Raw genomic sequence first — 23,234 nt, 5'->3', positions numbered from 1 at the left:
CATGGCCGGACCCATCCACCCTCGGCTGTTCCAACGCGGCGGGGCCACCAGGAAGTACCTGGTGGCCTCGGTGCTGTTGGGCGTGGTCACCGCCTTCCTGCTGATCATCCAGGCCTTGCTGATCAGCCGGGCGGTCACCTCGGTGTTCGCCCACTACGGCAGCGAGGGGGCCCGGCCGGCCGGGTGGGCCTGGGTGATCGGTGGGCTGGTGGCGGTCTTCACCGCCCGCGGCCTGCTCAGCTGGCTCGACTCGTGGCTGGCCCAGCGCTCGGCGGCGGCAGTCAAGTCGCAGCTGCGGCGTGACGTGCTCGCCGCGCGAGCCGCTCGACCGACCTCGGACGAGGTGTCCTCGTCGACCCTGCTGCACGTCACCACCACCGGGCTGGACGCGCTCGACGGGTACTACTCGAAGTACCTGCCGCAGTTGGGGCTGGCGGTCACGGTGCCGCTCATCATCGGTGCCGCGTTGCTGATCACCGACTGGCCCTCGGCGCTGATCGTGGCGTTCACGATCCCACTGATCCCGATCTTCATGGCACTGATCGGCTGGACGACGCAGAAGGCGACCGCCCGCAGCTTCGCGGTGGCCGATCGGCTCACCAACCACTTCGCCGACCTGATCGAGGGGCTGCCCACCCTGCAGGCCTTCGCCCGGGCCCGCGCCCAGCGCAAGGGGGTGGAGCTGACCGAGACGAAGTACCGCTCGGCCACGATGCGGGTGCTGTACGTGTCGTTCCTCAGCTCCTTCGCCCTCGAGCTGTTGGCCTCCCTGTCGGTGGCCATCGTCGCGGTGACCATCGGCTTCCGGCTGGTCTACGGCAATGTCAGCTTCGAGGCGGCCCTCTTCGTGCTGGTGCTGGCACCGGAGGCATTCCTGCCGGTGCGCCAGGTCGGCACCCATTTCCACGACTCGGTCGACGGGGTGGCGGCCGCCGACAGCGCCTTCGAGATCATCGACGCCGCGGCAGCCGCGCCGGCCGGGACGCAGCCGGTGGGTGACCTGGCTGACCAGCCGATCATCCTCGAGGGGGTCGAGTTCGGATACTGCGAGGCGGGGCCGCTGGTGCTGCCCGGGGTGTCCCTGCGCCTCGAACCCGGTGAGGTGGTGGCGCTGGCCGGCGCCTCCGGCGGCGGCAAGTCGACCCTGCTGGGGGTGCTGATGGGATTCCTGGCGCCCACCGACGGCCGGGTGCTGCTCGGTGGGCTCGACCTGGCCGAGGCCGACGTGGCGCAGTGGCGCAGCCGGGTGGCGTGGGTCGCGCAGGACCCCGGGATGGTGCACGGCACCGTCGGCGACAACGTGCTGCTGGGTGACCCGTCGGCGGGGCCTCAGGCGGTGGCCGAAGCGCTGAGGGCGGCCGGAGCCGAGTTCGGCGCCGACAAGCCGGTCGGTGATGACGGTGAGGGGCTCTCCGGTGGGGAGCGGCGCCGGGTGGCGGTCGCCCGGGCGCTGCTGCGGATCGCCGCCGGCGGCACCCGGCTGCTGGTGCTCGACGAACCCACCGCGGGGCTCGACGCCGACACCGAGGCCACCGTGATCGACGCGGTCCGCGCCAGCGGGGTGGGGGCGCTGGTGGTCAGCCACCGGCCCGCGATGCTGGCTGCCGCCGACCGCGTCGTCCGGCTTGAACCTGCGGGGGCGGGTGCTGGCGTTGATGGCTCTGGCATCGGGGGTTCTGGTGTCGGGGGCGCTGGGATCCTGGGTAGCGGGGGTGACCAGTGAACCGGACGAGTGCGTGGGGACTGGTCACCGAACTGCTGCGCGGGGTGCCGAAGGGTCGGCGCCGGTTCGCGCTGGCCACCCTGCTGGCGGCCCTCGCGTCGATGTCCTCGGTAGCGCTGATGGGGACCGCCGCCTGGTTGATCAGCTTCGCCGCGCTCGCGCCGCCGGTGTTGTACCTGCAGGCGGCGGCGGTGATGGTGCGGGCCTTCGGCATCGCCCGTTCGGCGTTCCGTTACGTCGAGAGGTTGGTGGGCCACGACCTGGTGCTGCGGATGCAGTCGGCGCTGCGGTTGCGGGTCTACGACAAGCTGTCCGGCACCACGTTGGTCGGGCGGCGCCGTGGGGACCTGCTGACCCGGGTGGTGGCCGACGTGGCCGCCATCCAGGACGTGGTGGTCCGGGTGGCGATCCCCGCGCTGTCGGCCTCGCTGGTGGTGACCGCGACGACCATCATCCTGGCGACGTTCAACGCGGCCTCGGCGCTGGTGCTGTTCGTGACGGCAGTGCTGGGTGGGGTGGTCGTGCCGCTGCTGGCGCAGCGGGCGACCCTGCGCCTCGATGAGGCTGCCGCGCCGACCCGCGGACGACTGGCCGACGAGGTGCGCGAGTTCAGCCGCACCGCCCAGGACCTGGTGGCCTACGGCGCCACCGACCGGGCCCTCGACCGGGTCCTGGAGGTCGACGAGCAGCTGCGTCGGCAGGAGGCGGGTGGGGCGTGGGTGCGCGGCATCGCCGCCGCCGGGCAGGTGCTCGCCGCAGGCATTGCCGTGGTGGCGGCCCTGCTGATCGGTGCCCCCGCACTGCTCGACGGCTCGATGGACGCCCGCTACCTGGCGGTGCTCGTGTTGACCCCGCTGGCGCTGCACGAGGTCTTCAACACCTTCGCCCAGGCCGCACAGACCTGGACCCGGTCACGCTCGGCGCTGCAGAGGATCGCCGAGACCCTGGACGCTGCAGACGTCGGCTCGGGTGACGCCGAACCCGCTGGTGAGGCGGGGGAGGGGCTGGTGCTCTCCGGTGTGTCAGTGGGCTGGCCCGGTGGCGAGGCACTGCTGTCGGGGCTGGACCTGGCGGTTCGTCCGGGGGAGCGGGTGGCGCTCGTCGGGGCCTCGGGGGTCGGCAAGACGACGGTCGCGGCGACGGTGATGGGGCTGATCCCCCCGCTGGCCGGTGAGGTGCTGCGCGGCGGACGCGTCGGCTACCTGGCCCAGGACGCCCACATCTTCGCCACCTCGGTCGCCGAGAACGTCAAGATCGGCCACAAGGATGCCTCGGACGACGAGGTGCGCCAGGCCTTGGCGCGGGCCGGGCTCGACCTCGACCCCGCGCGGGTGGTCGGTGAGGGAGGTGCCGGGCTGTCCGGGGGAGAGCGGCGCCGACTGGCCTTCGCCCGGGTGGTCGTGGGTGAGCGGGACCTGCTGATCCTCGATGAGCCAACCGAGCACCTCGACCACGAGACCGCCGAGCGGCTGGTGAACGACGTGTTCGCGGCGACCGCCGACAAGGCCGTGCTGGTGCTCACCCACGACCGGGCCCTGATCGAGCGCTGCGACCGGGTCGTGGAACTGGTCCCCGCCGGTCGGTGAGTCTGTCTTTGCTCGGCTCCGACCGAGCGGCTGGTCCCCCTGCCCGGTGGGGGTTGGTCTTCCTGCCGGTGGTGGGGGTTGGTCCCGGCTGCCCCACTGGGACGCCCCCGCCCCTCGGTGGCCCCAACCCCGAGTTTGCGCAGGTTTCGTCCCCGTTCCTTCACTGCCAGCGAGTATTCCTGGCAGGAACTTGCGCATCCGCGGGGTTGGCGGTGGGGATCGGGGGTTGGGGTCGCGGATCAGGGGTTGGGGACGAGGACGGCGGTGAGTTCGCCGACCCGGAGCGTGGTGCTGGCTGTGGTGGTCAGGGTGAGGGTCCCGGTCTGGCCGAGGGCGTGCCACTGCACGGTCCAGGGGGTGGTGGCCGTGATGGTGTAGTGGGACTTGTCCTGGTAGACGTGGCCGCAGTCGGGCGAGTGCTGGGCTGCCGGGTTGAGGATCTGTGGCCGGCGGGTCATCGTGTGGCAGGTGATGGTGGTGCCGTCGCCGAAGTTGACGGACGTGGGCCCTGCCGTGGCGGTCATGGTGATGGTGATGCCCTGCTCGGTGGTGCTCGCGCCGAGCTGACGGGGGTGCTCGGTCCAGACCCAGAGCGGGAAGCCGACCGGGATCATGTTCCACTGGTTGCGAGCGGGGTCGGGTCCGATGATCGGCGTGGGCAATGGCAGCTCCAGGGACAGGGCCGCGGACCGGGCAACAGCCTGGACGTCCACCGTCGGTGCCGGTGTGACCGGGTTGGACGTGGTGAACGGCAACGAACAGGGGATCGGTTGGCCGCCGGGTGTCAGGCAGGGCTTCGCGGTGACCGGCTTGCTGGTGGGTGTCTGTCCGGTGTCGATGTGCTTGGTGTTGCCTCCGATGGAGCACCCCGCCGAGACCGAGCTGTCATGGGTGGCGCCACCACATGACCCCTTAGCGTGGGCGACCTGCACAACGCTGTTGGCGAGCATCAGGCCGACAAGGGCCAGAACAAGGATCAGGCGTCGCATGATGACACCCGCTCGACCTCGCTGTAGATCACTTGGAGCGTGCCTTCAGGGCCACGAGCGAACTCGCTCCAGTGGCGCAGGATCGCCGCGGGCCGTCGCGTGCCGTCGGCTGAGACGTGGACGACCTTGCTGCCGTCATCGCACATCCTGAGGCCGATGAGCGACTCGGGTTCCAGATTGTCCATGAAGGTTCCCAGACGGACGAAGCGCAGGTTCTCGGTGAGTTCGAGATGGCTCCCAGCTTGGTGGGCGTCCTTCAGGACGGCCTCGGCGCTCTGCGACTCGAATCCCGCCACGTACTTCTTGAGGTCTTCGGGGAGGGGGCCATCGATGCCACCTTCGGCTTCGTATTTCAGGCGGAGGGTCTTGTACTCGATGTAGAGCTGTTCGGCTTCGGCGGCGAGGGTCTCCAGGTCGGCCGACGTGGTGGGTCGGCTGGTTATCAGCGGGGACGAGGATGTCGGCATCACGGAAGGTGTCGCAGACGGCTCGTCCGGGGTGGGGGTTGTGGTGACAGCGGTCGGCAGGATCGGGGAGATCGATGGCGCAGGGGTGTTCGCCACGTCGCCGCCCTGGCAGCCGGACAACGCCACCACCACTGCCAGGCCGGCAGCGGCGCGCGTGAGGGGATGGTGTCGCATGCGTTCATCCTCGCCCGCCGGTGGGCCATTCCGAAGGCCGCTCCGGAAATCTGTGGACAACTCCGGACGACGGGGGCACCCGGGGCGCAGCCCGGCCGGGCGGCATTCGTCCTCCGAGACACCTCTGAAATCATGCGGATGCGCAACTTCCTGCCCCGTTCCATCCCTGCCGCAGGCGATTCCAGGCAGGAACTGGCGCATCCGCGGGGATGGGTGGTCTAGTCTGTCGCGGTGACCCAGACCAGTGAACGTCCACCGCGCGCAGGCGTGGTCTCTGCCATCGGCTGGGCGTTCTTCCCCATCGCGTTCATGGCCCGGCTGCCCTACGCGATGATGGTCGTCGGCAACCTGACCCTCGTGGTGGCCGCGCGTGACTCGCTCGCCCTCGGTGGGGCCGCGTCCGCCGCCGTCGGCATCGGCACCGCGCTGTTCGGGCCGCTGATCGGGGCTGCGGCCGACCGGTTCGGGCAGCGTCCCGTCCTGATCACCTCGGCAATCGCCAGCGGAGCCCTGCTGGCACTGCTGGCCTGGGTGGCCTACAGCCCCCTGCCGGACGTGGCGATCCTGGCCACGGCACTGGCGATCGGCGCCTTCTCCCCGCAGGTCGGCCCGATGTCGCGCACCCGGCTCGGCAACCTCATCCTCTCCCGAGCCCCGCGCGAATTCCGGGAGCGTGCCCTCAACGGGGCGATGGCCTATGAGTCGATGGCCGACGAGATCAACTTCGTGATTGGCCCGGTGCTGGTCGGCCTGGTGGCTGCCCTGATCCACCCCGCCGCTCCGCTGGTGCTGGCGGCGGTCCTGTCGGTGGTGTTCGTTGGGGCCTTCGCGCTGCACCCCAGTGCACCGGCCGGTACCCGCCACGACGAAGCGCGCGCCGAAGTGGCCCCGGCCCGTGAGCTGCTGGCCCCCGGGTTGTTGCTGGCGGTGCTCGGCACTTTCGGGGTGGGCTTGTTCTTCGGGGCTACGCTCACCTCACTCACCTCGGCGATGGGTGACCTCGGCTCGTCCGAGTCGGCCGGCATCGTCTACGGCGCGATGGGGCTGGGCTCGGCGATCTTCGCGATCGGGGTGATCTGGCTGCCGGCCAACTTCACCCTGGCTGCCCGCTGGATCAGCTTCGCGGCGGTCATGCTGCTCGGCGTGATCGGCTACGCCCTGGCCGGGCTGAACCTGACGTGGATCGTGGTCGCCCTGCTGGTTGCCGGCTGCGGCGTCGGACCCACCCTGGTCACCCTGTTCGGCATCGGCGTACGACTCAGCCCCAAGGGACGCTCGGCCACCGCCATGACCATGCTGGGATCCGGGGTGATCGTGGGGCAGTCCCTCGCCTCCGCCGTGACCGGCGCGATCGGGCAGGCCCATGGCTCCGCAGTGGCGATGTGGCTGCCCACCGTCGCGGCGACCCTGGTCGTGATCGCCGGGCTGGCCAACATGGCCGTGGGGCGCCGCCGCTAGAGCCCACCCGCTCAGGCGCGGCTCAGGGAGACCCCGGGGTCTCGGCCACGCGGAGCAACCCGTCACGATCCTCCAGCCGCCCCTGCTGCAGCAGGCACTGCAGCACCTCGTCGAGGCGCTCACGGACCTTCGGGGTGAGCCGGGTGCCGCCGAACTCCCGCAGTGTTTCGCGCAGCGCGTCCTCGGCCTGGACGGCGTGGGCGCCCTGGACGACGCCCATCAGCGCGGACGCCAGTTCCGGGTAGGGCACCTGGTCGACATCACGCGAGCCTGACACCGGCACCCGGTACCCCGAGTACGTGCTGGGGTCGATCTCCGGTGGCCAGACGACCACGTCACCGTTGGGTTCTTCAGTGAGGCGGGCATGCGGGACGAGCCCGGCCAACGACTGCCGCCGGGTCGCCACCAACCGGGCCAACCCGAACCGGAGGCTGACGACCTTCAGCAACCGGTCGAGCAGGATCGGTCCCTCGGTTGCGGTGACATCGGCCAGTTGGACGACCACCTCGTCGCGTGCCCGCTGCGAGCGCAGGTCCAGCACGCTGCTCGGGCCGACCACCTCCTCGTGGGCTGGGCGGTATTCGTTCGCAGCCCGGGCCGGCGCCCCGGCCGGAGCCGGACCCCCGGCTTGGCCAGGGGCGACCCCGCCCGGCTCCCCGGAGCCGACCATCCCGGCCCCGGTCACCGCGGCGGTCGCCGCCAACCCCGCGGCCGCATCGTCCCCGGACCCGTCGGCGACAGACCTCAGGACAGCAGCCCCGCCCTCAGCACCTCGGTCGTCAGCAGACCCCTCGTCCGGCAGCACCGGGCCCACTCCACCGGCAGCCCCCGCGTCCGGGCGTTGGAACACCGACGCCGAGCCCCCACCCCCAGCCGCAGCCGAGTCCGGAACCGCCTCATGGGTGAGCAGGCTCGCCCGTTCGACGATCTGGGCCACCTCCTGGTCCGGGTCACGCACCCAGGCGGGCAGCCACAAGCGGAACACCTCGGCCCAGCCCATCGACCCGGTCAGCACCGTGCGGGGCAGGCCGTCCCGGTCACCGACGGACAACCGCGCGGCCCACGCCGGGCCGTCCAACAGCACCGCCAACCACGGACGATCCTCCAGCCGCACCGCCAGGTCGACCGCGAAGTCCGACAGGCCCACCCGTTCCCGCACTTGCAGCCCGGCCGCCCGCAGCCGAGCGGCGATCTGCTCCAGGTGACGGTCACGCATCGGTGCCCGGGACTGCACCGCGGCGGTCTCGTCGCCCGACTTGGCGGCCTGCAGGTAGTCCTTCAGGTGGGCCAGGCCGAGTGAGGTCGACCCGCTCAGGTCCAGCTCGTGCGGCTCGAAGGAACTGAACACGATGACCTGCTGCTTGGCGCGGGTGATGGCGACATTGAGTCGCTTCTCACCGCCCGACCTCGTCAATGGGCCCCAGTTCAGTGGCACCCGTCCGCGGTGGTTCTTCGCGAACGCCAGGCTGAACAGGATCACGTCACGTTCGTCACCCTGCACGTTCTCGAGGTTCTTCACGAACAGCGGTTCGTCCTCACGTTGCAGGGCTGCCGCGACCAGCGGGTCCGACTCGGCCAGGCCCTCGAGCAGGTCAGTGACCAGGTCACGCTGCTGGGTGTTGAAGGTGACCACACCGATCGTGCGGCCCGCATCGGCGGCGAGCAGTTCGCCCACCTCGGCGACGATGGCATCGGCCTCGGCCCGGTTGACGCGGTTCGCGCCCGCGCGCCCGCCCTCCCAGCTGCCACCGACGTTGCGCAGGGAGACCGCCGAGCCCGACCCGGCCTCGGGTGGGGTGGGGAAGCTGGACAGCCTGTTCTGGTAGTAGGTGCGGTTGGAGAAGGCGATCAGTGACTCGTCGCGGGACCGGTAGTGCCAACTCAGCAGCAGGCTCGGCAGCCGCGACTCGACGCCCTCGGTGAGGATCGAGTCCATGTCGGCCGGCACCGGCAGGTCATCGTCCTCGCTGAACTCGTCGTCCTCGGAGCCGCGGCTGGCCGCAAACATCGATGACGGTGGCATCTGTTGGGAATCACCCACGATGATCACGCTGCGACCCCGGCCCATCGCCCCGATCGCATCGGGCACCCTGATCTGGGAGGCCTCGTCGAAGACCACCACGTCGAAGTCGACCGAGTCCGGCGGCAGGAACCGCGCCACCGAACTGGGGCTCATCAGGAAGCACGGCGTGACCTGGGTGATCACCTCCCCGAAGTTCGTCATCATCTGGCGGATCGACATCCCACCACGGCGCCGCCCCAACTGCTGGCGCAGGTCGGCGACCATGCCCACCCGCTGCAGCGGGTCGAAGCTGCGCCCACCGATGATCCTGGCCGGCAGTTCGTGCACCATCCGACTACGGGTTTCACTGCCGGAGCCCAGGAACGCCGCGGTCATCCGCGCTCGTTCCTGCGGGTCGAAACCGATCAGGCCGGTGGACTCCAGACGTTCCCCGAGTGCTGCCGCCGCGACTCCGATGCGGACGGTGGTCGCCACGTCGGGCCCACGCAGTTCACCGCTGCGGACCGGCGGGTCAATGGCCACCAGGCCCCAGTCAGTGATCCGGCCCAAGCTGTGGCGCACCCGCAGCCAGCGTCCGAGCTGGATGAAGGAACCCTGGTCGGCATCGGCCTTCCACGCGGGTCCGTCGGCGGCCAGCGCCTGTTCGCGGCTGCGTCCGGAGGCCCAGAAACGTAGGTCGTCAGGGGTGCTGCCCAGGGCCTGGGTGAGTTGCGCCCACGCCGAGCCCAACTCATCGAGTGCCGTCCCCGGTTGCTGTGGAGGTGACTGCAACAACTGTGGGGCGACCCGGTCCAGCTCGGGGTCCTCGGCCAGCTCCCGGTCCAGGTCGCGGGCCGCGACCCACGCCCCCACCTGGGCGTGGTGGTCGGCGGTGTCCCGGTCGTCCAACGGGTTCCAGCCGGGGTGCAGCGCCAATCCGGGCAACTGCGAGACCTGCGCGCGCACCTGGGCGACGCTGCCCTGCAGGCCGACCAGCCGCTGCAGCGCGGGCGCCAGGTCACGGTGCTCCAACGAGGCACCCGGACGAAGGTGGGCGGCCAGGTCGGCGATGATCGCCAGGCGGGCCTTCTTCTTGCCGAACCACTTGGCCTCGGCCAGCATCGAGCGGTGCTGCAGCCCGCCCAGGTCGAGGGTGAGCACCGAGGGCTGGAACGGTCCCAGCGCCGCCGCGTGATCCTCGCGGAACCGCTCAACTGCCGCACGGTCGGCTTGCGCCCGCGCGAGCCACTGGTCACCGGCCAGCCGGCGCGCCTCCTGCGGTGAATGCGCCCCGCCGCGGTGGACGGTCTCGACCCAGCGGGCGGCCGCAGCGAACTGGGCCGGGCTGAACGCACGCCGCACCAGCTCACGCAGCACCGGGTCCGTCACGGCGGCCTCGGCGCGCCACATGGCCTCCAGGGCCGCCGTCACCCGCGGCCGGTCGAGGGTGGCCGGGTCCACCGGGCCGGCCAGCCGCCACGGCACCGCGGCCGGAGACCTGCCCAGCGCGCTGAGCGCATCGCCCAGGGTCTGCGCGACCTCGTAGAGCTCGGCCAGCGGCACCTGCCCGCTGACCACCTGGCGTGGGGTCGGCAGCGGCACCACGTCACTGCTCTCGGTCAGCTCCAGCAGGATCTGCCGCGCCGACCAGGCCGACAGGTCCACCGGCCCCAACTCGTGCAACTGCGCGGGGTAGTGCGACAGCGACTCGACCCGGTTGCGGTGGGTCGCCCGCAGCGGCTCCCAGGTGGGGGAGGGCTGGGCGACCGCCTCGAAGGCGCTGCTGAGCTGCTCACGCACCGCGCCCACCGTCTGGGTGCGGCCGTGCAGGTCAAGGCTGAACGTGCCCAGCCCCACCTCGTCCAGACGCCGCTTCACCACGTCGAGCGCGGCCTGCTTCTCGGCGACGAACAGCACCCGCTGGCCCGCCGAGAGCAGGTGGGCGACCAGGTTGGTGATGGTTTGCGACTTGCCGGTGCCCGGCGGTCCCTCCAGGATGAACGACTTGCCGGCCGCAGCCCAGCGCACCGCCTCGATCTGGGAACCGTCAGCGGGGATCGGCAGGTAGGTGGTGGCCTCGGCGGCAGGGTCGTACGCCGGCGGGTCGATGCCGTCGAGAAACGGCAGCCCCGGGGTGTCGACCAGGTGCTTGACCACGGGCCGCTCCATGAACACCGGCCAGCTTTGCCGCAGGTCACGCCACATTTCCAGGGTGGAGAACTGCACCAGGCTCAGGTGGGCGCTCTCTTCGACCTGGAACTCGCTGAGCCCCTGGGCCAGCAGTTCCATCCGCAACCGCGCCAGCACCGCGTCGACGTCGACCCCGCTGTCGTCGGTGAACGGGGTGACCAGCATCGGCAGGTCGACGCCCCGCATCAGTCGCAGTTTCTCGACCAGGCAGTAGTTCGGCTGCATGTCGCGGGTGGTGTCGTGGTCGAGTTTGAACGTGCGGTTGCCGCGCCCGGCGGTGAGCTTGACCGGCACCAGCAGCAGCGGCGCCCGCCCCGCCTTGCCGCGCTCGTCCCACAGCAGGGTGCCCAGGGTCAGGTAGAGGTTGTTGGCGCCGGTCTCTTCCTGGCTGAGCCGGGCCCGGCGCAGCAGGCTGGTCAGTTGCTTCTGGTGGGCGGTCGTCGTCGCAGCGACATGGACGACCTGTTCCTCGAGCAGCACCCGCCGCAGCACCTCGGGGTCGACCTCACCGGCATGGGCCGCACCCTGGGCCTGGTGCAGGTCGGCGAGGGAGTCCTCAGGCATCAGGTGGAACCGCTGCCCGGAGGCGATCTCGTCCTCGAAGGCCCCCAGCGACCCCGCCGGGACGTGCAACTGCAGGCTGGAGGCCTTGCGCAGCCGCAGCAGCGGGTTGTTGTAGCTCATGTCGAGCAGTTCACGCTGCCAGGCCTGCACCCGCGGCGGGGCCTGGGGTTCAGCAGCGCCACCCGGCTCGGTCGACGGCGTGGACGACGACCCCCGCCGTTCGGGGGCGGTCATCGGACCCTGCAGCACCTCGACGATGGTCACCTCGCCCTCAGTGCGCACGTTCGGCAACGGGCGCACCAGCCGGTGGGCCCGGTGCACATCGACCAGGTATCGCACCTTGTCGGGGGCGGGGTACCACCACTGATGCACCAGCCCACGGGCCTCGTCGTAGCTGACGGTGTTCCCGGCGGTCGCAGCGGTGGTCTCGACCGCGTCGAACAGCGGGGTGCCGACCAGGGTCGAGATCGTCGAGGCGCGGTCCACGGCCACCAACGGCAACTGGTTGTCGTCGGTCAGGAACCCGGTGAACGCATGGCCCTCGACCACCACGACCACCGGGTGCAGCCCGGCATATTCCAGCGCCGCCGCGTAGAGGCAGGTCAGGTCCAGGCAGGTGCCCATCCGTTCACCGAGCACCACCGAATGCGACCGGATCCGCTGCCCGGTGGTCTCGAATGACGGCGGCGGCTCCAGGTAGCGCACCCCGACACCGGCCAGGGCGTCATAGATCGCCTCGGCGATCTGGTGCACCCGCTCGGGCCCGGCCTGGTAGCCCTGCAGCGACGGTGACCCGGTGCGCTGGTCGAGCAGGTCGCAGGCCTTGTCGACCAGGGTGGCGATGGCGGGGTCGTTGGGTCGGACGAACGCCGCCACCAGCTCGGGGATGCCCCGTGCGAACCACTCGTCGAAGGCCAGCAGCCGCACCCCGGCGCTGTCGCTACCGAGCGGGGCACTGTCGGCACCTTCGGTTGTGACCCTCAGGTGCAGCGTGGTGCCCACGGCCTCGGTGAAGGCCAGGAACGGGGCGCTGGACAGTCGCCACTCGAGCCGGCTCGAGGCGACATCGATGACCTCGCGCGGGCCGAGGCTGTTGACGGTGATGACCAGCGGGGCCCCCACCGGGTGCTCGGGCAGGGGTGAGTCCAGTGCCAACTCCAGGCGCACCGACTCCATCGTCCGCCCTGAGGTGTTGGTGAGCGTCACCGAACGGATGGGGGAGACCGAGTTGTGCACCAGCGCGTAGTTGATCGTGGTCAGGTGGGTGACCTCGACGAGCAGGTCGCCGGTGGTGACCAGCAACGTCGCGAGGCCGTCGGCGGCGCCGGCCTGGTTCGAGGTGACCGAACTCTGCTCGTCCACCGGCGCCTGCGGTGGCGGCGGTGGCGCGGGTGTCTCGGGGCCACGGTTGCCGGGCGTGGCGGCGGCCAGCAGCTCGGTCAACTCGTCGCGGACCTCGACCAGGTCGAGGGCCTCGGCGACCAGCAGCATCGTCTCGAGGGCGCGGTCCGCCTCGGCGCGGCTGATGCTGGTGGTGTGGGCGGCCCGGTTGCCGGCCTCGATGAGTTCGTCGAGGTGGGCCCTCACCCCGGCGTCCACCCCGTGGAACCGCTGGTGGCGCAGCAGGCGCAGCAGCGCCCGCGGGTCGGTCGGGTCGAAACGGTGGGCCACGCCACGGCGCTCGGTCTCGTCAGCCTCGTGGAGGCGCACCCAGTCAGCGCCATGCAAGGCGCTCATCCGCTGCTCGACCAGTGGGGCGAGTGCCCGCCCGAGGGCATCCAGGCCACGAACCTGGCGTTCCTTGTCGGTCAGCTCGACCACCTTGTCGGTCATGCTGGTCATTCTTGCACCGACCCCTGACACGACCTGCGAGCCGCCCCGCTCCCGGTCGGCGGGCTCACACCAGCGGCGAGGTCGCCAGGTCCACCGCGCGCTTGCGGGCCACCAGTTCGGTGAAGAAGTCACCGTCAGTACTCTTGCCGAAGTGGAGCATGAACTCCTGCCGGCTGCCGTCCAGGCCGACCACGTGCAGGTCGGAGGAGGAGATGTCGTTCTCGTCATCGTCGTGGCGGAAGGTCATCTCGAAGCGATGGTCGGCCAACCCGAAGTGCAGCGTCGGGCGCAGCGGGCGGACGATGCGCAGTTCCTGGTCGTCCACCTCGGCGCGCACCACCCAGCTGCGCACCATCAACGCAGCGACCCCCAGCAGCAGCACGCCCACCAGGGCAGCAACCAGGTCGGCGGTGCCCGGCTCCACGAAACGGGTGTCCAATTCGGCGCGCACACCCAGCGCAACCAGGACCGCGGCCACCGGGGCCGGCACCACGACCGCCAACCAGCGGCGCAAGGGGAGTCGGGCGATGCAAGGGGTCACACCACCATCCTCCCAGCCGGGCGGGTCACCACCGCGGCACGAGCCCCCCGGTGGACGACCAGCCGGTGGACAGCTCGTCCGCCAAACGGACGACCGGCCCGCGCACTCAGACCAGTTCGCCGCGGCGCTTCATGCCGGCGCGGATGATGATCTTGCGCAGTTCGTCGTACCAGAGCACCCCGGACGCCAGCGCGAAACAGGTCAGCCACTGGCCCAGCGACAGCGCCGTGGTGTCGAAGGCCGACTGCAGGAACGGCACGTGCACCACCAGCACCTGGGTGACCAGGCCGAACGCGACAGCCGCCCACAGCCACTTGTTGGTGAACATCTTGTGGAACGCCGAGGTGTGCTCCGAACGGGAGTTGAACGCGTTGAACAACTGGGCGAACACCAGGGTAGTGAAGGCTGCGGTGCGGGCCAGTTCGACCGTCCCGCTGCCCTCGACCAGGCCGCCGGGCAGGAAGATGTCGAGCGCGGCAAGGGTGACGATCGCCATCACCAGGCCGATCTGGATGATCCCCGACCACATCTGCCCGTTGACCACCCGCTCGGTGGGTTTGCGGGGCTTCTTGGCCATCACGTCATCGGTATCGGGGTCAACACCCATCGCCAGCGCCGGGGCCGAGTCGGTGACCAGGTTGATCCACAGGATCTGGGTGGCCAACAGCGGCACCACCATCGCCTCGCCGTGACCCGTCAGCCCGAGCACACCGGCGAAGATCACCCCGAAGAACATGGTGCAGACCTCACCCATGTTGGACGAGAGCAGGTAGCGCAGGAACTTGCGGATGTTGTCGAAGATCACCCGCCCCTGCCGGACCGCCGCGACGATGGTGGCGAAGTTGTCATCGGTGAGGATCATCGACGCGGCCTCCTTGGAGACCTCGGTGCCGGTGATGCCCATGGCCACGCCGATGTCGGCCTTCTTCAACGCCGGGGCGTCGTTGACGCCGTCACCGGTCATCGAGATGATCTGGCCGTTGTCCTGGAAGGCCTGGATGATCTGCAGCTTGTGTTCGGGGGCGACCCGCGCGAAGACCGAGACCTCCTCGACCTCGGCGCGCAGTTGCTCGGGGCTGAGCTTGTCCAGTTCCGGGCCGGACAGGGTCCGGTCGTCGGGGCCGGCCAGGCCGAGGTCCTGGGCGATCCGCAGCGCGGTGTCGGGGTGGTCACCGGTGATCATCACCACGCGGATCCCGGCGCGGCGCGCCTCGGCGATCGCCTCGGCGGCCTCCGAACGGGGCGGGTCGATGATGCCGACGGTGCCCACGAAGATCAGGTCGCGTTCCAGTTCCAGGCCGGCCTCGGAGTCGAAGCTTCCGTCGGGCAGGGTGTAGCGGGCGTACTCCTCGGCGTCGAGCTCGCGGTAGGCCACCGCCAGCGTGCGCAGCGCCTGCTGCGACATGGACGCCACGTCGGCGTTGACCCCGTCGATGTTCTCCTGGGTCAGCGGGCGGACCTCGAGGCCCTCCCGGAAGTGGGTGCACTTGGCCAGCAGCACGTCCGGTGCGCCCTTGGCGATCAGCACGGGGGTGCCCTCGCGGCCGGGCAGGGGGTAGTCGTAGTCGTCCACGACCACCGACATCATCTTGCGTTCGCTGGTGAACGGCACCTCACCCATCCGCTGGAAGCGTTCCTGGCGCCGTTCGGTCAGGCCGGCCTTCCGCTCGGCGACCACGAAGGCCGCCTCGGTCGGGTCGCCGATGACCTGCCAGTTGCCGTCCTCGTCCTGTTGGATCTCGGCGTCGGAGGCCAGCGTCCCGCCCGAGAGGACGACAATGTCCTCCTCACGCAGGTCGAGTTCGGGATCGGTCTCGAGCAGGGGGGTGTCGTCCACCAACACCTTGCCGTCGGGGGCGTACCCGACGCCGGTGACCTGGGTCTCGCCGGAGCGGGAACGCACCTTGACCATGGTCATCTCGTTGCGGGTGAGGGTGCCGGTCTTGTCGGAGGCGATCACCGAGGCCGAGCCGAGGGTCTCGACCGAGGACAGGTTCTTCACGATGGCGTTGCGCTTGCTCATCGCCTGCACGCCGATCGACAGCACCACCGACAGGATCGCCGGCAGCCCTTCCGGCACCGCCGCCACCGCCAGCGACACGCCGACCAGCAGCACGTCGACCGCGTCCTGCAGTGACGAGATGCCGCTGGTCAGCCAGATCGCGACCATGACGACCAGGGCGATGATGATCACCGCGATGCCCAGCGTCTTGCCGATGTAGTCGACTTCCTTGCTGAGCGGGGTGGGTTCCTGCTCGGTCTGGGCGAGCATCGTGGCGATGTGGCCCATCTCGGTGTCCATGCCGGTGGCCGTCACCACCGCTCGTCCCGTGCCTTGGGTGATCGCGGTGCCCTTGAAGACCATGTTGGTGCGGTCGCCGAGCGGCACCTCACCCTCGATCACCGCCGGTGACTTGGTGACCGCGGTCGACTCGCCGGTCAGTGAGGCCTCGGCGACCTGTAGGGAGGCCGTGCTGAGCAGGCGTGCGTCGGCGCCGACCGAGTCACCCTCGGCCAGCAGCATGACGTCGCCGGGCACCAGTTCTGCGGCCGGGACGCGCACGGTCTGCCCGCCGCGCACCACGGTGCTGGTGACCTGGGCCATCTTCTGCAGCGCGGCCACCGCATCGGCGGCCCTGGACTCCTGCACGTAACCGAGCACCGCGTTGGCGATGACGATGACCAGGATCACGATCGCGTCGACGGGCACCCCGTGGGCGCCCTCGGCGACCCAGGCGGCCAGCGAGATCACGATGGCGGCCAGCAGCAGGTAGATCAGCGGGTCCTGGAACTGGCGCAGCAGCTTCTTCCAACCCGGTTCGGGTGGGGCGCTGACCAGTTCGTTGGGGCCATGGCTGGCCAGTTGTGCAGCGGCCTTGTCGTCGGACAACCCGGCCTCGGCGTCCACCTCGAAGTGGGACAGGGCCGCCGCGGCCTCGGTCTGGGTCCAGTCGGTACCACGGGCGTCGGGGCCGGTGTCGTGACCGCGGGCCTCGGTCATGGGTTCGAGGGTGCCGGGGGCCGGGTGTGTGCTGGTCAACTCTCACCGCTCCTGCGCTCGCAAGACAAACTGCTCTGTGCTTCCACGGTACGCGGGCCATTCGAGAAGCGACCAAGTGTGGGAAACTTCGTCGCGGCCGGCCGCCCACCCCGGCGCGTCCGTGGCCCGCTACAGTGGGGACTGCAGCTGGTTCCCACACCTGCCGATCGCACGAGAAGCGGGTGGGGGAGACAACAGGGAACCCGGTGGGAATCCGGGACTGCCCCGCAGCGGTAAGTGGGAACGAACCCCGTCATCAAGCACTGGACCACACGGTCCGGGAAGCGACGGGCAGTAGGAAGCACGAATGCCCACGAGTCCGAAGACCTGCCAGCGCCCCACCGTCGGTGGGGGTCCGCGGCTCCGTGGGAGGGCCCGGGATCCGTGCGTCACGCCGGCCTGTGGGCAGGCGTTGGGCGCCAGACCCGATCGTCCCCGGTGGTGCGGAAGCATCCGGACTGCTTCACGAGGGACGACAGCATTCATGATCATCGAGGACTGGCAACTCCACCACCCCGCCACCGACCGGGCGCCCGGTGCGCCGGGCACCATCGGACTCAGCGACGAGTTCATGCAACGGGTGGCCGACGACCGCACCTGGTGCCTGTTCGACACCGGACGAGCCGCTGACCTGGCCGAGCTGGACGGCGCCGCGTTCGCTGAACGCTACGGGGAGTACGTCGCCCTGGCCGGCGCTGGACGAGTGGCCCACCGGCGCGTCGGTGCCAGGGACCACCTTGCCGACCTGGTGGGCCTGCTGCGCGCCGGGCGGGTCACGGCGCTGGTCTGGAAGGACGCCGTCGCCGGCCGTGACCTCGGCGGGGGAGTGCCGGGGTCCGAACCCGGGCGGCGCGGTGTGCTCAACGTGGCCCAGTTCCTGGCCGCTCCCGGCGTGGGTGTCGAGTGGGTCCGACTGGCCGGGGCGGTCCGACGGGCGGTCCGCCGGTTGGACGAGGGCGTCGACCTGGCCCCGGTCACCGATCCCGACCGGCGGTTGGCGCTGGGGGTGGCCGGCTTCGGTGACCTGGTCGAGGCCCTGGGGCTGGGCTACGGCTCGTCCGCTGCCCGGGTGCTGGCCGACCGGCTGCTCGAGTTCATCTCGTGGCATGCGATCGACGCCTCGGCGGACCTGGCCCGGGAGCGGGGCTCATTCGCCTCGGTCCACTCGTCCGGGTGGAGCCGGGGACTCGTGCCGATCGACACCCTCGACATGCTCGAGGGGCGCCGCGGCCTGGTGGCCGCCCGGCTCGACTGGGACCGGCTGCGGCTCAAGGTGGCGGGCGGCCTGCGCAACGCGGCCCTGCTCAGCATCAGCCCGGACGCCCCGGGGCTGGTGCCCGCCGGGACCAGCCCGGGGCTGCAGCCCGCTGGTGGGCAGGTGGCTTCGGTGGACGCCGTGCTGCAGGTGGTCGCCCGCGCCCAGAAGTGGGTCGACCAGACGATCAGCCACACGTTGACCGCTGACTGCAGCACCGCCACCTGGGTGGCCGCCTGCCTGCGCGGGTGGCGCCTGGGGCTGAAGACCGCCCCGGGCCCCGTCCGCGTCATGGACGACTGGGCGGTCGCCGAGCAGGTTGGCACGCAGGCAGCCGGCGCTCGGGTGGCTGCTGGGGTGGGTGCCGGGCGCGTGGTCACCGGGCCCTGGCAGCGGGCCACCGCCTGACTGGTGGGTTCCCCTGTGCTGCTGCCGTGGGGGCAGCAGTGCCGAGCCGGTCGTGGGCGGCTGGGATCGCTGCCGTGCCGCGCGGGCCTTAAGTGGCGGGTTTTCCTCCCCGGGAGCAGGAAAACCCGCCACCTAAGACGGTATCCATCCAGTGACGCCCTGGTTCTCGTCCAGTGAGTACGTGCTCAGCCGCTGACGGGCGCCTCCGCGGCGCTGCGGGCGTGGTCGATCCGGTCCTGGGTGAACCGGCGGGCGGCGAAGACCAGCACCGCCAGGTACAGGGCGCCGCCCACCACGAACGGGGCCCGCAGCGCCCACTCACGGCCCAGCCACGGTTGTGACCAGCTCACCAGCAGGCCTCCGACCAGGGTGCCGATCGAGATCGTGCCCCACCCGAAGAAGCGGTAGACCGAGTTCACCCTGCCCAGCAGGTGGTCGGGGATGATCCGTTGGCGCAGCGAGACGGTGATGACGTTCCAGACGACCACCATGGCGCCGGACAGCAGCTGCGCCAACCACACCAGGGCGGCCGACGACACCACGGCGGTGAACAACAGGGTCACCGCCATCACGGTGATCGACACCAGCAGGGCCCGGGCCTCCCCGAGCCGTGCGATGACCCGGTCGGCGAGGACCGACCCGATCACGGCACCGGCCGCCGCACCACTGAGCAGCACGCCGAACTTCCAGCCGTCGAACAGGCCGAGCACCTCCTGGGCGAACAGCACGAAGACCACACCGGCGAGCGAGCCGGCCAGGTTCATCACGCCCAGGGCCACCGCCAACGCCCGCAGCAGGTGGTGGCCCCACAGCCACCGGAACCCTTCGCTGATCTCGGCGCGGAAGTTGATCCGGCCCGACGCCGCACCCCCGGGCCGAAAGTTCCCCCGCAGCGAGAACACCAGCACCGCACAGGCAGCCAGCAGGCCCGCGTTGCCGATGAACGGCCAGGCCACCGACACCGCGACCAGCACCCCGGCCAGCGGGGGGCCGACGAACTGGTTCATGGTCGTTTCGGCGGCCCACAGGCGTCCGTTGGCCTTCTCCAGCAGTGAGCGGTCAACCACTGACGGCAGCAACGACTGGGCGGTGTTGTCGCGCACGACCTCGGCGCAACCGAGCAGCAGCGCACCGCCCACGAGTGCCCCGAGCAGCAGGTTCGCGTTCGGCGGAGGAGCGGCGCCGGCTGCCAACGCCTCGGGGGTGGGCAGGTCGTGTTGGTGGAACCACAACAGCAGCCCGAAGGCGGCGACGACCACGCAGCGCACCACGTCCATCGCCCCGACCAGCAGCCGTCGGTCGTAGCGGTCGCTGAGCACCCCGGCCGGCAGGGAGAACAACAGCCACGGCAGCCGCGAGGCCAGCCCGACCAGGGCGATGGCGGTGGGGTCGCGGGTCAGCGCCGAGGCCAGCCACACCACGGCGACCGCCATCAGGCCGTCGCCCAGGTTCGCCAGCGCCGAGGCCGAGAACAAGCGTGCGTAGTTGCCGCCCAGCCGCGGCGGGGCCTGGGGCGTGGTCTGTGTCATGCGTCGCCCGGTTCGTGCGAGGTGGTGCCCATGGCCGGACGATCGGTGGGGTAGAGGGCGAAGACCGCGCCGTAGGTGGTCTCGCCGCCACGGGGCTCGGCGGCGAACTCGACCAGCAGGTCGGCCAGGCGCCGGTGCCATTCGGCAGCCCGTTCGGCGGGGATGCGGGCGTAGCGCAGGCCCGCGCCGAAGACCTGGTCGGTGCCGTGGTCGGGCACCGCGGCCACCTCGGCGGCCGCGCGGGTGAGGATGCGGTGTTCATTGCCGACCGCCTCGCCGAGGCGCTGGTAGTAGAACGTGCGGGCGGTCCGGCCGTAGTACTTCGCCTCGAGCGCACGCACCTTTTCGGTGCGCACCACCCGGACGAGGCCGGCGTCGGCGAGCACCTTCAGGTGGTGGCCGATCGTCCCCTTCGGCTTGCCGAGGGCCTCAGCCAGGTCGGAGGTGGTCGCGGCACGTTCGAGCAGCAGGGTGACGATGTCGGTACGGGTCGGCTCGAACAGGGCCCGGTACTGCTGGGGCTCGGTCAGGTCGAGCGCCTCCGGCAGGTCATAGTCCGGCGATCCCGAATGGTCGGTCATGCCAGTATGGTCGGCGAATCCCGACGGTAAGTCAAGAGGAGCCCGGCGAGCTGCGACGCAGGGCTTCGCACTGCTCCCGTGGGGGCAGCAGTGCGGAGGCACACCGGCTCGTCCGATCACAGCACTGCGCACTGCTCCCGTGGGGGCAGCAGTGCGCAGTGACCGGGGACTGGGCGGGACCGGGCTATCCGGCGGCTGCCGGGACGGCGTCCAGGGTGCCGGTGAGCAGCAGGACGGCGAGCACCGCGGCGAGGATCAACCGGTAGATGACGAACGGCTTGAAGCTGTGGGTGCTGACGTACTTCAGCAGCCAGTGGATGACCGCGAGCCCGATCGCGAAGGCGATGATGGTCGCCACGATCAGCGGACCCCAGGCCAGTCGCGGGTCACCGGGCACGTCCTTGAGCTTGAACAGCCCCGACATGAACACCGCGGGGATGGCCAGCAGGAACGCGTAGCGGGCGGCGGCCTCACGCTTGTAGCCCATGGCCAGGCCGGCGGCGATGGTGCCGCCGCTGCGCGATACCCCGGGGATCAGGGCGGCGGCCTGCGCCAGGCCGTAGAGCAGGCCGTCCTTCAGGGTGAGCTGGTCGAGTGTCTTCTCGTTCTTCGCGAGCCGGTCGGCCAGGCCGATGACCAGGCCCACCCCGGCCAGCATGGCCACGGTCACCCACAGGTTGCGGAAGGTGTGGTCGATGTAGTCCTGCAGCAGCAGCCCGAGCACGCCGATCGGGATGGAGCCGAGGATGATCAGCCACCCCATCCGCGCATCGGGGTCGGACTTGTCGACCTTGCCGACCAGCGACAGGCACCAGTGCTTGATGATGCGCCAGATGTCCTTGGCGAAGTACAGCACCACGGCGGTCTCGGTGCCGAGCTGGGTGACGGCGGTGAAGGCCGACCCGGCGTCCCCCTCGAAGAACAGCTGCCCCGCGATCAGCAGGTGCGCACTGGAGGAGATCGGCAGGAACTCGGTGAGCCCCTGCAGGATTCCGAGGATGATCGCCTCTACCCAACCCATGTGTTTTCCTTGCCTGCCGACGACGTGCCGGGGTTCAGCCTATGCCGTGGCGGGCAACTGCGGTGACTACTCGGCGTTGGCGGCCTCCTGCCGGGCCGCCTCGCCGTGGGCGGCACGGCTGCGCTGGATCAGGCGCCAGGCGCCGACCAGGGCGATGGCCACGCCGATGCCACCGACGATCACCCCGGCGATCAGCCCGAGCTCGATCGGGTTGATCGCCCGGGAGCCGTCTCCTGGCCCGTAGGTGGTGCCGATCAGGAACCCGAACAGGGGTGCCAGCACAGCCAGGGCAGCACCGAGGATCAGTGTCCACACCCCGGGTGCCAGCGGCTCCAGCACCACCGGCCGCCCGGGCTTCGGCAGCGAGGGCTGGACGGCCACGGTCTCAGTGTTGTCGTGAGGAGTCATGATTCAGGCCTTTCGAGGGAAGGAACTGCTCGACCGAGTTGAGGAATGGCTTGACGATGTCCATCGGCAGCGGGAACACCACCGTCGAGTTCTGGTCGGCACCCAACTCGAGCAGGGTCTGCAGGTAGCGCAGCTGCAACGAGCCCGGTGCCTGGGCCAGGATGGCCGCGGCATCGCGCAGTTCCTCGGCGGCCTGCAGTTCGCCGTGGGCGCTGATCACCTTGGCGCGGCGTTCCCGCTCCGCCTCGGCCTCGCGGGCCATGGCCCGCTGCATCATTTCTGGAATCTCCACGTCCTTGATCTCGACCACCTCGACCTCGACGCCCCAGGGCTTGGTCTGCAACGCGATCGAGGTGCGCAGGTCTTCGTTGAGGTCGGAGCGGTGGGCCAGCAGGGTGTCCAGGTCGGCCCGGCCGACCACCGAGCGCAGCGTGGTCTGGGCGATCTGGGAGGTCGCGACGGCGTGGTTCTCCACCGCCATCACCGAGAGCACCGGGTCGACCACCTTGAACAGGACGACCGCGTTCACCCGGGCGGTCACGTTGTCCCTGGTGATCACCTCCTGCGGGGGAATGGTCAAGGTGATGGTGCGCAGTTCGACCCGCAACAGGGAGTCAACCCCGGGAATCCGCAGCACCAGGCCGGGCCCGAGCGGGCCGCGCAGCCGTCCGAAACGGAAGATCACCCCGCGTTCGTACTCCCGGATGATCCTGATGCAGGAGACGACCAGCGCCCCCAGGACCAGGACGGCGACGACGGTGATGATCAGGGCTTCCATCGTGAACTCCTCACGGGTAGCACCACCGGTTCCTCGACCGGCGGCGGGGCAACCTGGGGCCCGGCCAGACGGTCGGAGCGGTAGCGGGTGCGGCGGGCACGGGCCTTCAGCGCGAGCGCCAGTCGGTCGGCCTCGTTGTCATCGGCCGGGCGGAACAGCACCCCGGCGGGGTCGACCGGGCTGCGGCGCAGGTGCGACCACAGCGGCAGCGAGCCCAGCAGCACCAGGACGGTGGTGCCCAACAGCACCGCCACCTCCACCGACGAGGGCCCCGACAGGGCGGCTGCGACCGGCCAAGCGCAGGCCAGCACCGCCACGGTGCAGGCGATGCCGCGGTGGAACCGGGCAGATTCTGACGCCGGCCACGGGTCGACCTGGCGCTGGACTTCTCGTCCGCTGTCGGAGGTGGTGCAGGAGTCGCGCACCGGGCAGGCATTGCACACCGAGGGGGTGCTCCGGTAGCGCATCACCCGGTTCTCGGGATCGAAGGACTGTGGCCACAGCCACTGGTCCTCGGGGCAGACCCAGGCATCGTGGTCGGCGTGGTAGACGAAGCCGCCACGCTGGTTCTGCTCGACGGTGAGTGCCGCCCGCCGCGACATCTTGTCGATGCCGTGGGCCACCAGCAGCAGGGTCACGGCATAGCCGAGGGCGAACCAGGTGGTGGGCTCGAACTGGTCGAACACG

At 70.6% G+C, this 23,234-nt stretch carries 15 protein-coding genes and 1 riboswitch; of the genes, 4 read left to right on the top strand and 11 right to left on the bottom strand.

All coding sequences use genetic code 11. The features are described from left to right. Position 1: 1 nt before the first annotated feature. Together cydD and cydC are read left to right on the top strand one after the other, a co-directional pair. Positions 2–1,723: a thiol reductant ABC exporter subunit CydD gene (gene cydD / locus ACQE3C_RS13155; protein ID WP_434539638.1), complete on the top strand. Its 1,722-nt coding sequence runs from the start codon at positions 2–4 to the stop codon at positions 1,721–1,723. Continuing rightward, a complete protein-coding gene (cydC, locus tag ACQE3C_RS13150; RefSeq protein WP_434539637.1) occupies positions 1,720–3,309 on the top strand; it encodes a thiol reductant ABC exporter subunit CydC in 1,590 nt (529 codons plus the stop codon). Before cydD ends, cydC begins: the two co-directional genes overlap by 4 nt. A 239-nt stretch (positions 3,310–3,548) precedes the next feature. Here cydC and ACQE3C_RS13145 read toward each other — a convergent pair whose 3' ends face one another. Together ACQE3C_RS13145 and ACQE3C_RS13140 are read right to left on the bottom strand one after the other, a co-directional pair. After that, entirely contained in the window at positions 3,549–4,298 is a 750-nt protein-coding gene (locus ACQE3C_RS13145) for a hypothetical protein (RefSeq protein WP_434539636.1), read from the bottom strand. Beyond that, positions 4,286–4,939, bottom strand: a complete 654-nt coding sequence (locus tag ACQE3C_RS13140; protein ID WP_434539635.1) for a hypothetical protein — start codon at positions 4,937–4,939, stop codon at positions 4,286–4,288. Before ACQE3C_RS13140 ends, ACQE3C_RS13145 begins: the two co-directional genes overlap by 13 nt. Positions 4,940–5,170: 231 nt before the next feature. On the opposite strand from ACQE3C_RS13140, the gene ACQE3C_RS13135 reads away from it, so the two are divergent. Beyond that, the gene (locus ACQE3C_RS13135) at positions 5,171–6,397 is read left to right on the top strand and encodes an MFS transporter (RefSeq protein WP_434539634.1); all 1,227 of its coding nucleotides are present in this window, start codon (positions 5,171–5,173) and stop codon (positions 6,395–6,397) included. Between the two features lie 22 nt (positions 6,398–6,419). Here ACQE3C_RS13135 and ACQE3C_RS13130 read toward each other — a convergent pair whose 3' ends face one another. The 3 genes from ACQE3C_RS13130 to ACQE3C_RS13120 all read right to left on the bottom strand — a co-directional run bounded on the left by ACQE3C_RS13130 (position 6,420) and on the right by ACQE3C_RS13120 (position 16,567). After that, positions 6,420–12,986: a DUF4011 domain-containing protein gene (locus ACQE3C_RS13130; protein ID WP_434539633.1), complete on the bottom strand. Its 6,567-nt coding sequence runs from the start codon at positions 12,984–12,986 to the stop codon at positions 6,420–6,422. Between the two features lie 64 nt (positions 12,987–13,050). After that, positions 13,051–13,527 carry a hypothetical protein gene (locus tag ACQE3C_RS13125; RefSeq protein WP_434539632.1) on the bottom strand — a complete coding sequence of 159 codons (477 nt, stop codon included), beginning with the start codon at positions 13,525–13,527 and terminating at the stop codon, positions 13,051–13,053. A 106-nt stretch (positions 13,528–13,633) separates the two neighbouring features. After that, positions 13,634–16,567, bottom strand: a complete 2,934-nt coding sequence (locus tag ACQE3C_RS13120) for a cation-translocating P-type ATPase (RefSeq protein ID WP_434539631.1) — start codon at positions 16,565–16,567, stop codon at positions 13,634–13,636. A 131-nt stretch (positions 16,568–16,698) separates the two neighbouring features. Then, a riboswitch (cobalamin riboswitch) is annotated at positions 16,699–16,916 on the top strand. Between the two features lie 135 nt (positions 16,917–17,051). Between ACQE3C_RS13120 and ACQE3C_RS13115 the strand changes: the two genes are divergently transcribed. After that, a complete protein-coding gene (locus ACQE3C_RS13115; RefSeq protein ID WP_434539630.1) occupies positions 17,052–18,230 on the top strand; it encodes a hypothetical protein in 1,179 nt (392 codons plus the stop codon). A gap of 185 nt (positions 18,231–18,415) precedes the next feature. Here the strand turns inward: ACQE3C_RS13115 and ACQE3C_RS13110 are convergent, their stop codons facing one another. From ACQE3C_RS13110 to ACQE3C_RS13085, 6 genes are all read right to left on the bottom strand, one after another. After that, the gene (locus ACQE3C_RS13110) at positions 18,416–19,759 is read right to left on the bottom strand and encodes an MFS transporter (RefSeq protein WP_434539629.1); all 1,344 of its coding nucleotides are present in this window, start codon (positions 19,757–19,759) and stop codon (positions 18,416–18,418) included. Beyond that, positions 19,756–20,340 carry an ArsR/SmtB family transcription factor gene (locus ACQE3C_RS13105; protein ID WP_434539628.1) on the bottom strand — a complete coding sequence of 195 codons (585 nt, stop codon included), beginning with the start codon at positions 20,338–20,340 and terminating at the stop codon, positions 19,756–19,758. The genes ACQE3C_RS13110 and ACQE3C_RS13105 overlap by 4 nt, the downstream gene beginning before the upstream one ends. A gap of 184 nt (positions 20,341–20,524) precedes the next feature. Next, positions 20,525–21,361 carry an undecaprenyl-diphosphate phosphatase gene (locus ACQE3C_RS13100; RefSeq protein WP_434539627.1) on the bottom strand — a complete coding sequence of 279 codons (837 nt, stop codon included), beginning with the start codon at positions 21,359–21,361 and terminating at the stop codon, positions 20,525–20,527. Between the two features lie 66 nt (positions 21,362–21,427). Continuing rightward, positions 21,428–21,769, bottom strand: coding sequence for a hypothetical protein (locus ACQE3C_RS13095; RefSeq protein WP_434539626.1), 342 nt, complete (start codon positions 21,767–21,769; stop codon positions 21,428–21,430). Continuing rightward, complete coding sequence (locus ACQE3C_RS13090) at positions 21,747–22,547, bottom strand: SPFH domain-containing protein (RefSeq protein ID WP_434539625.1); 801 nt, start codon at positions 22,545–22,547, stop codon at positions 21,747–21,749. Before ACQE3C_RS13090 ends, ACQE3C_RS13095 begins: the two co-directional genes overlap by 23 nt. After that, entirely contained in the window at positions 22,535–23,233 is a 699-nt protein-coding gene (locus ACQE3C_RS13085) for a hypothetical protein (protein WP_434539624.1), read from the bottom strand. The genes ACQE3C_RS13090 and ACQE3C_RS13085 overlap by 13 nt, the downstream gene beginning before the upstream one ends. Position 23,234 lies beyond the last annotated feature (1 nt).

Origin of the sequence: Aestuariimicrobium sp. Y1814 (assembly GCF_050113895.1) — a bacterium.
GTDB lineage: Bacteria > Actinomycetota > Actinomycetes > Propionibacteriales > Propionibacteriaceae > Aestuariimicrobium.
The sequence above is the reverse complement of the archived record's forward strand: the minus strand, read 5'-3'. Positions and strand labels throughout refer to the sequence as shown.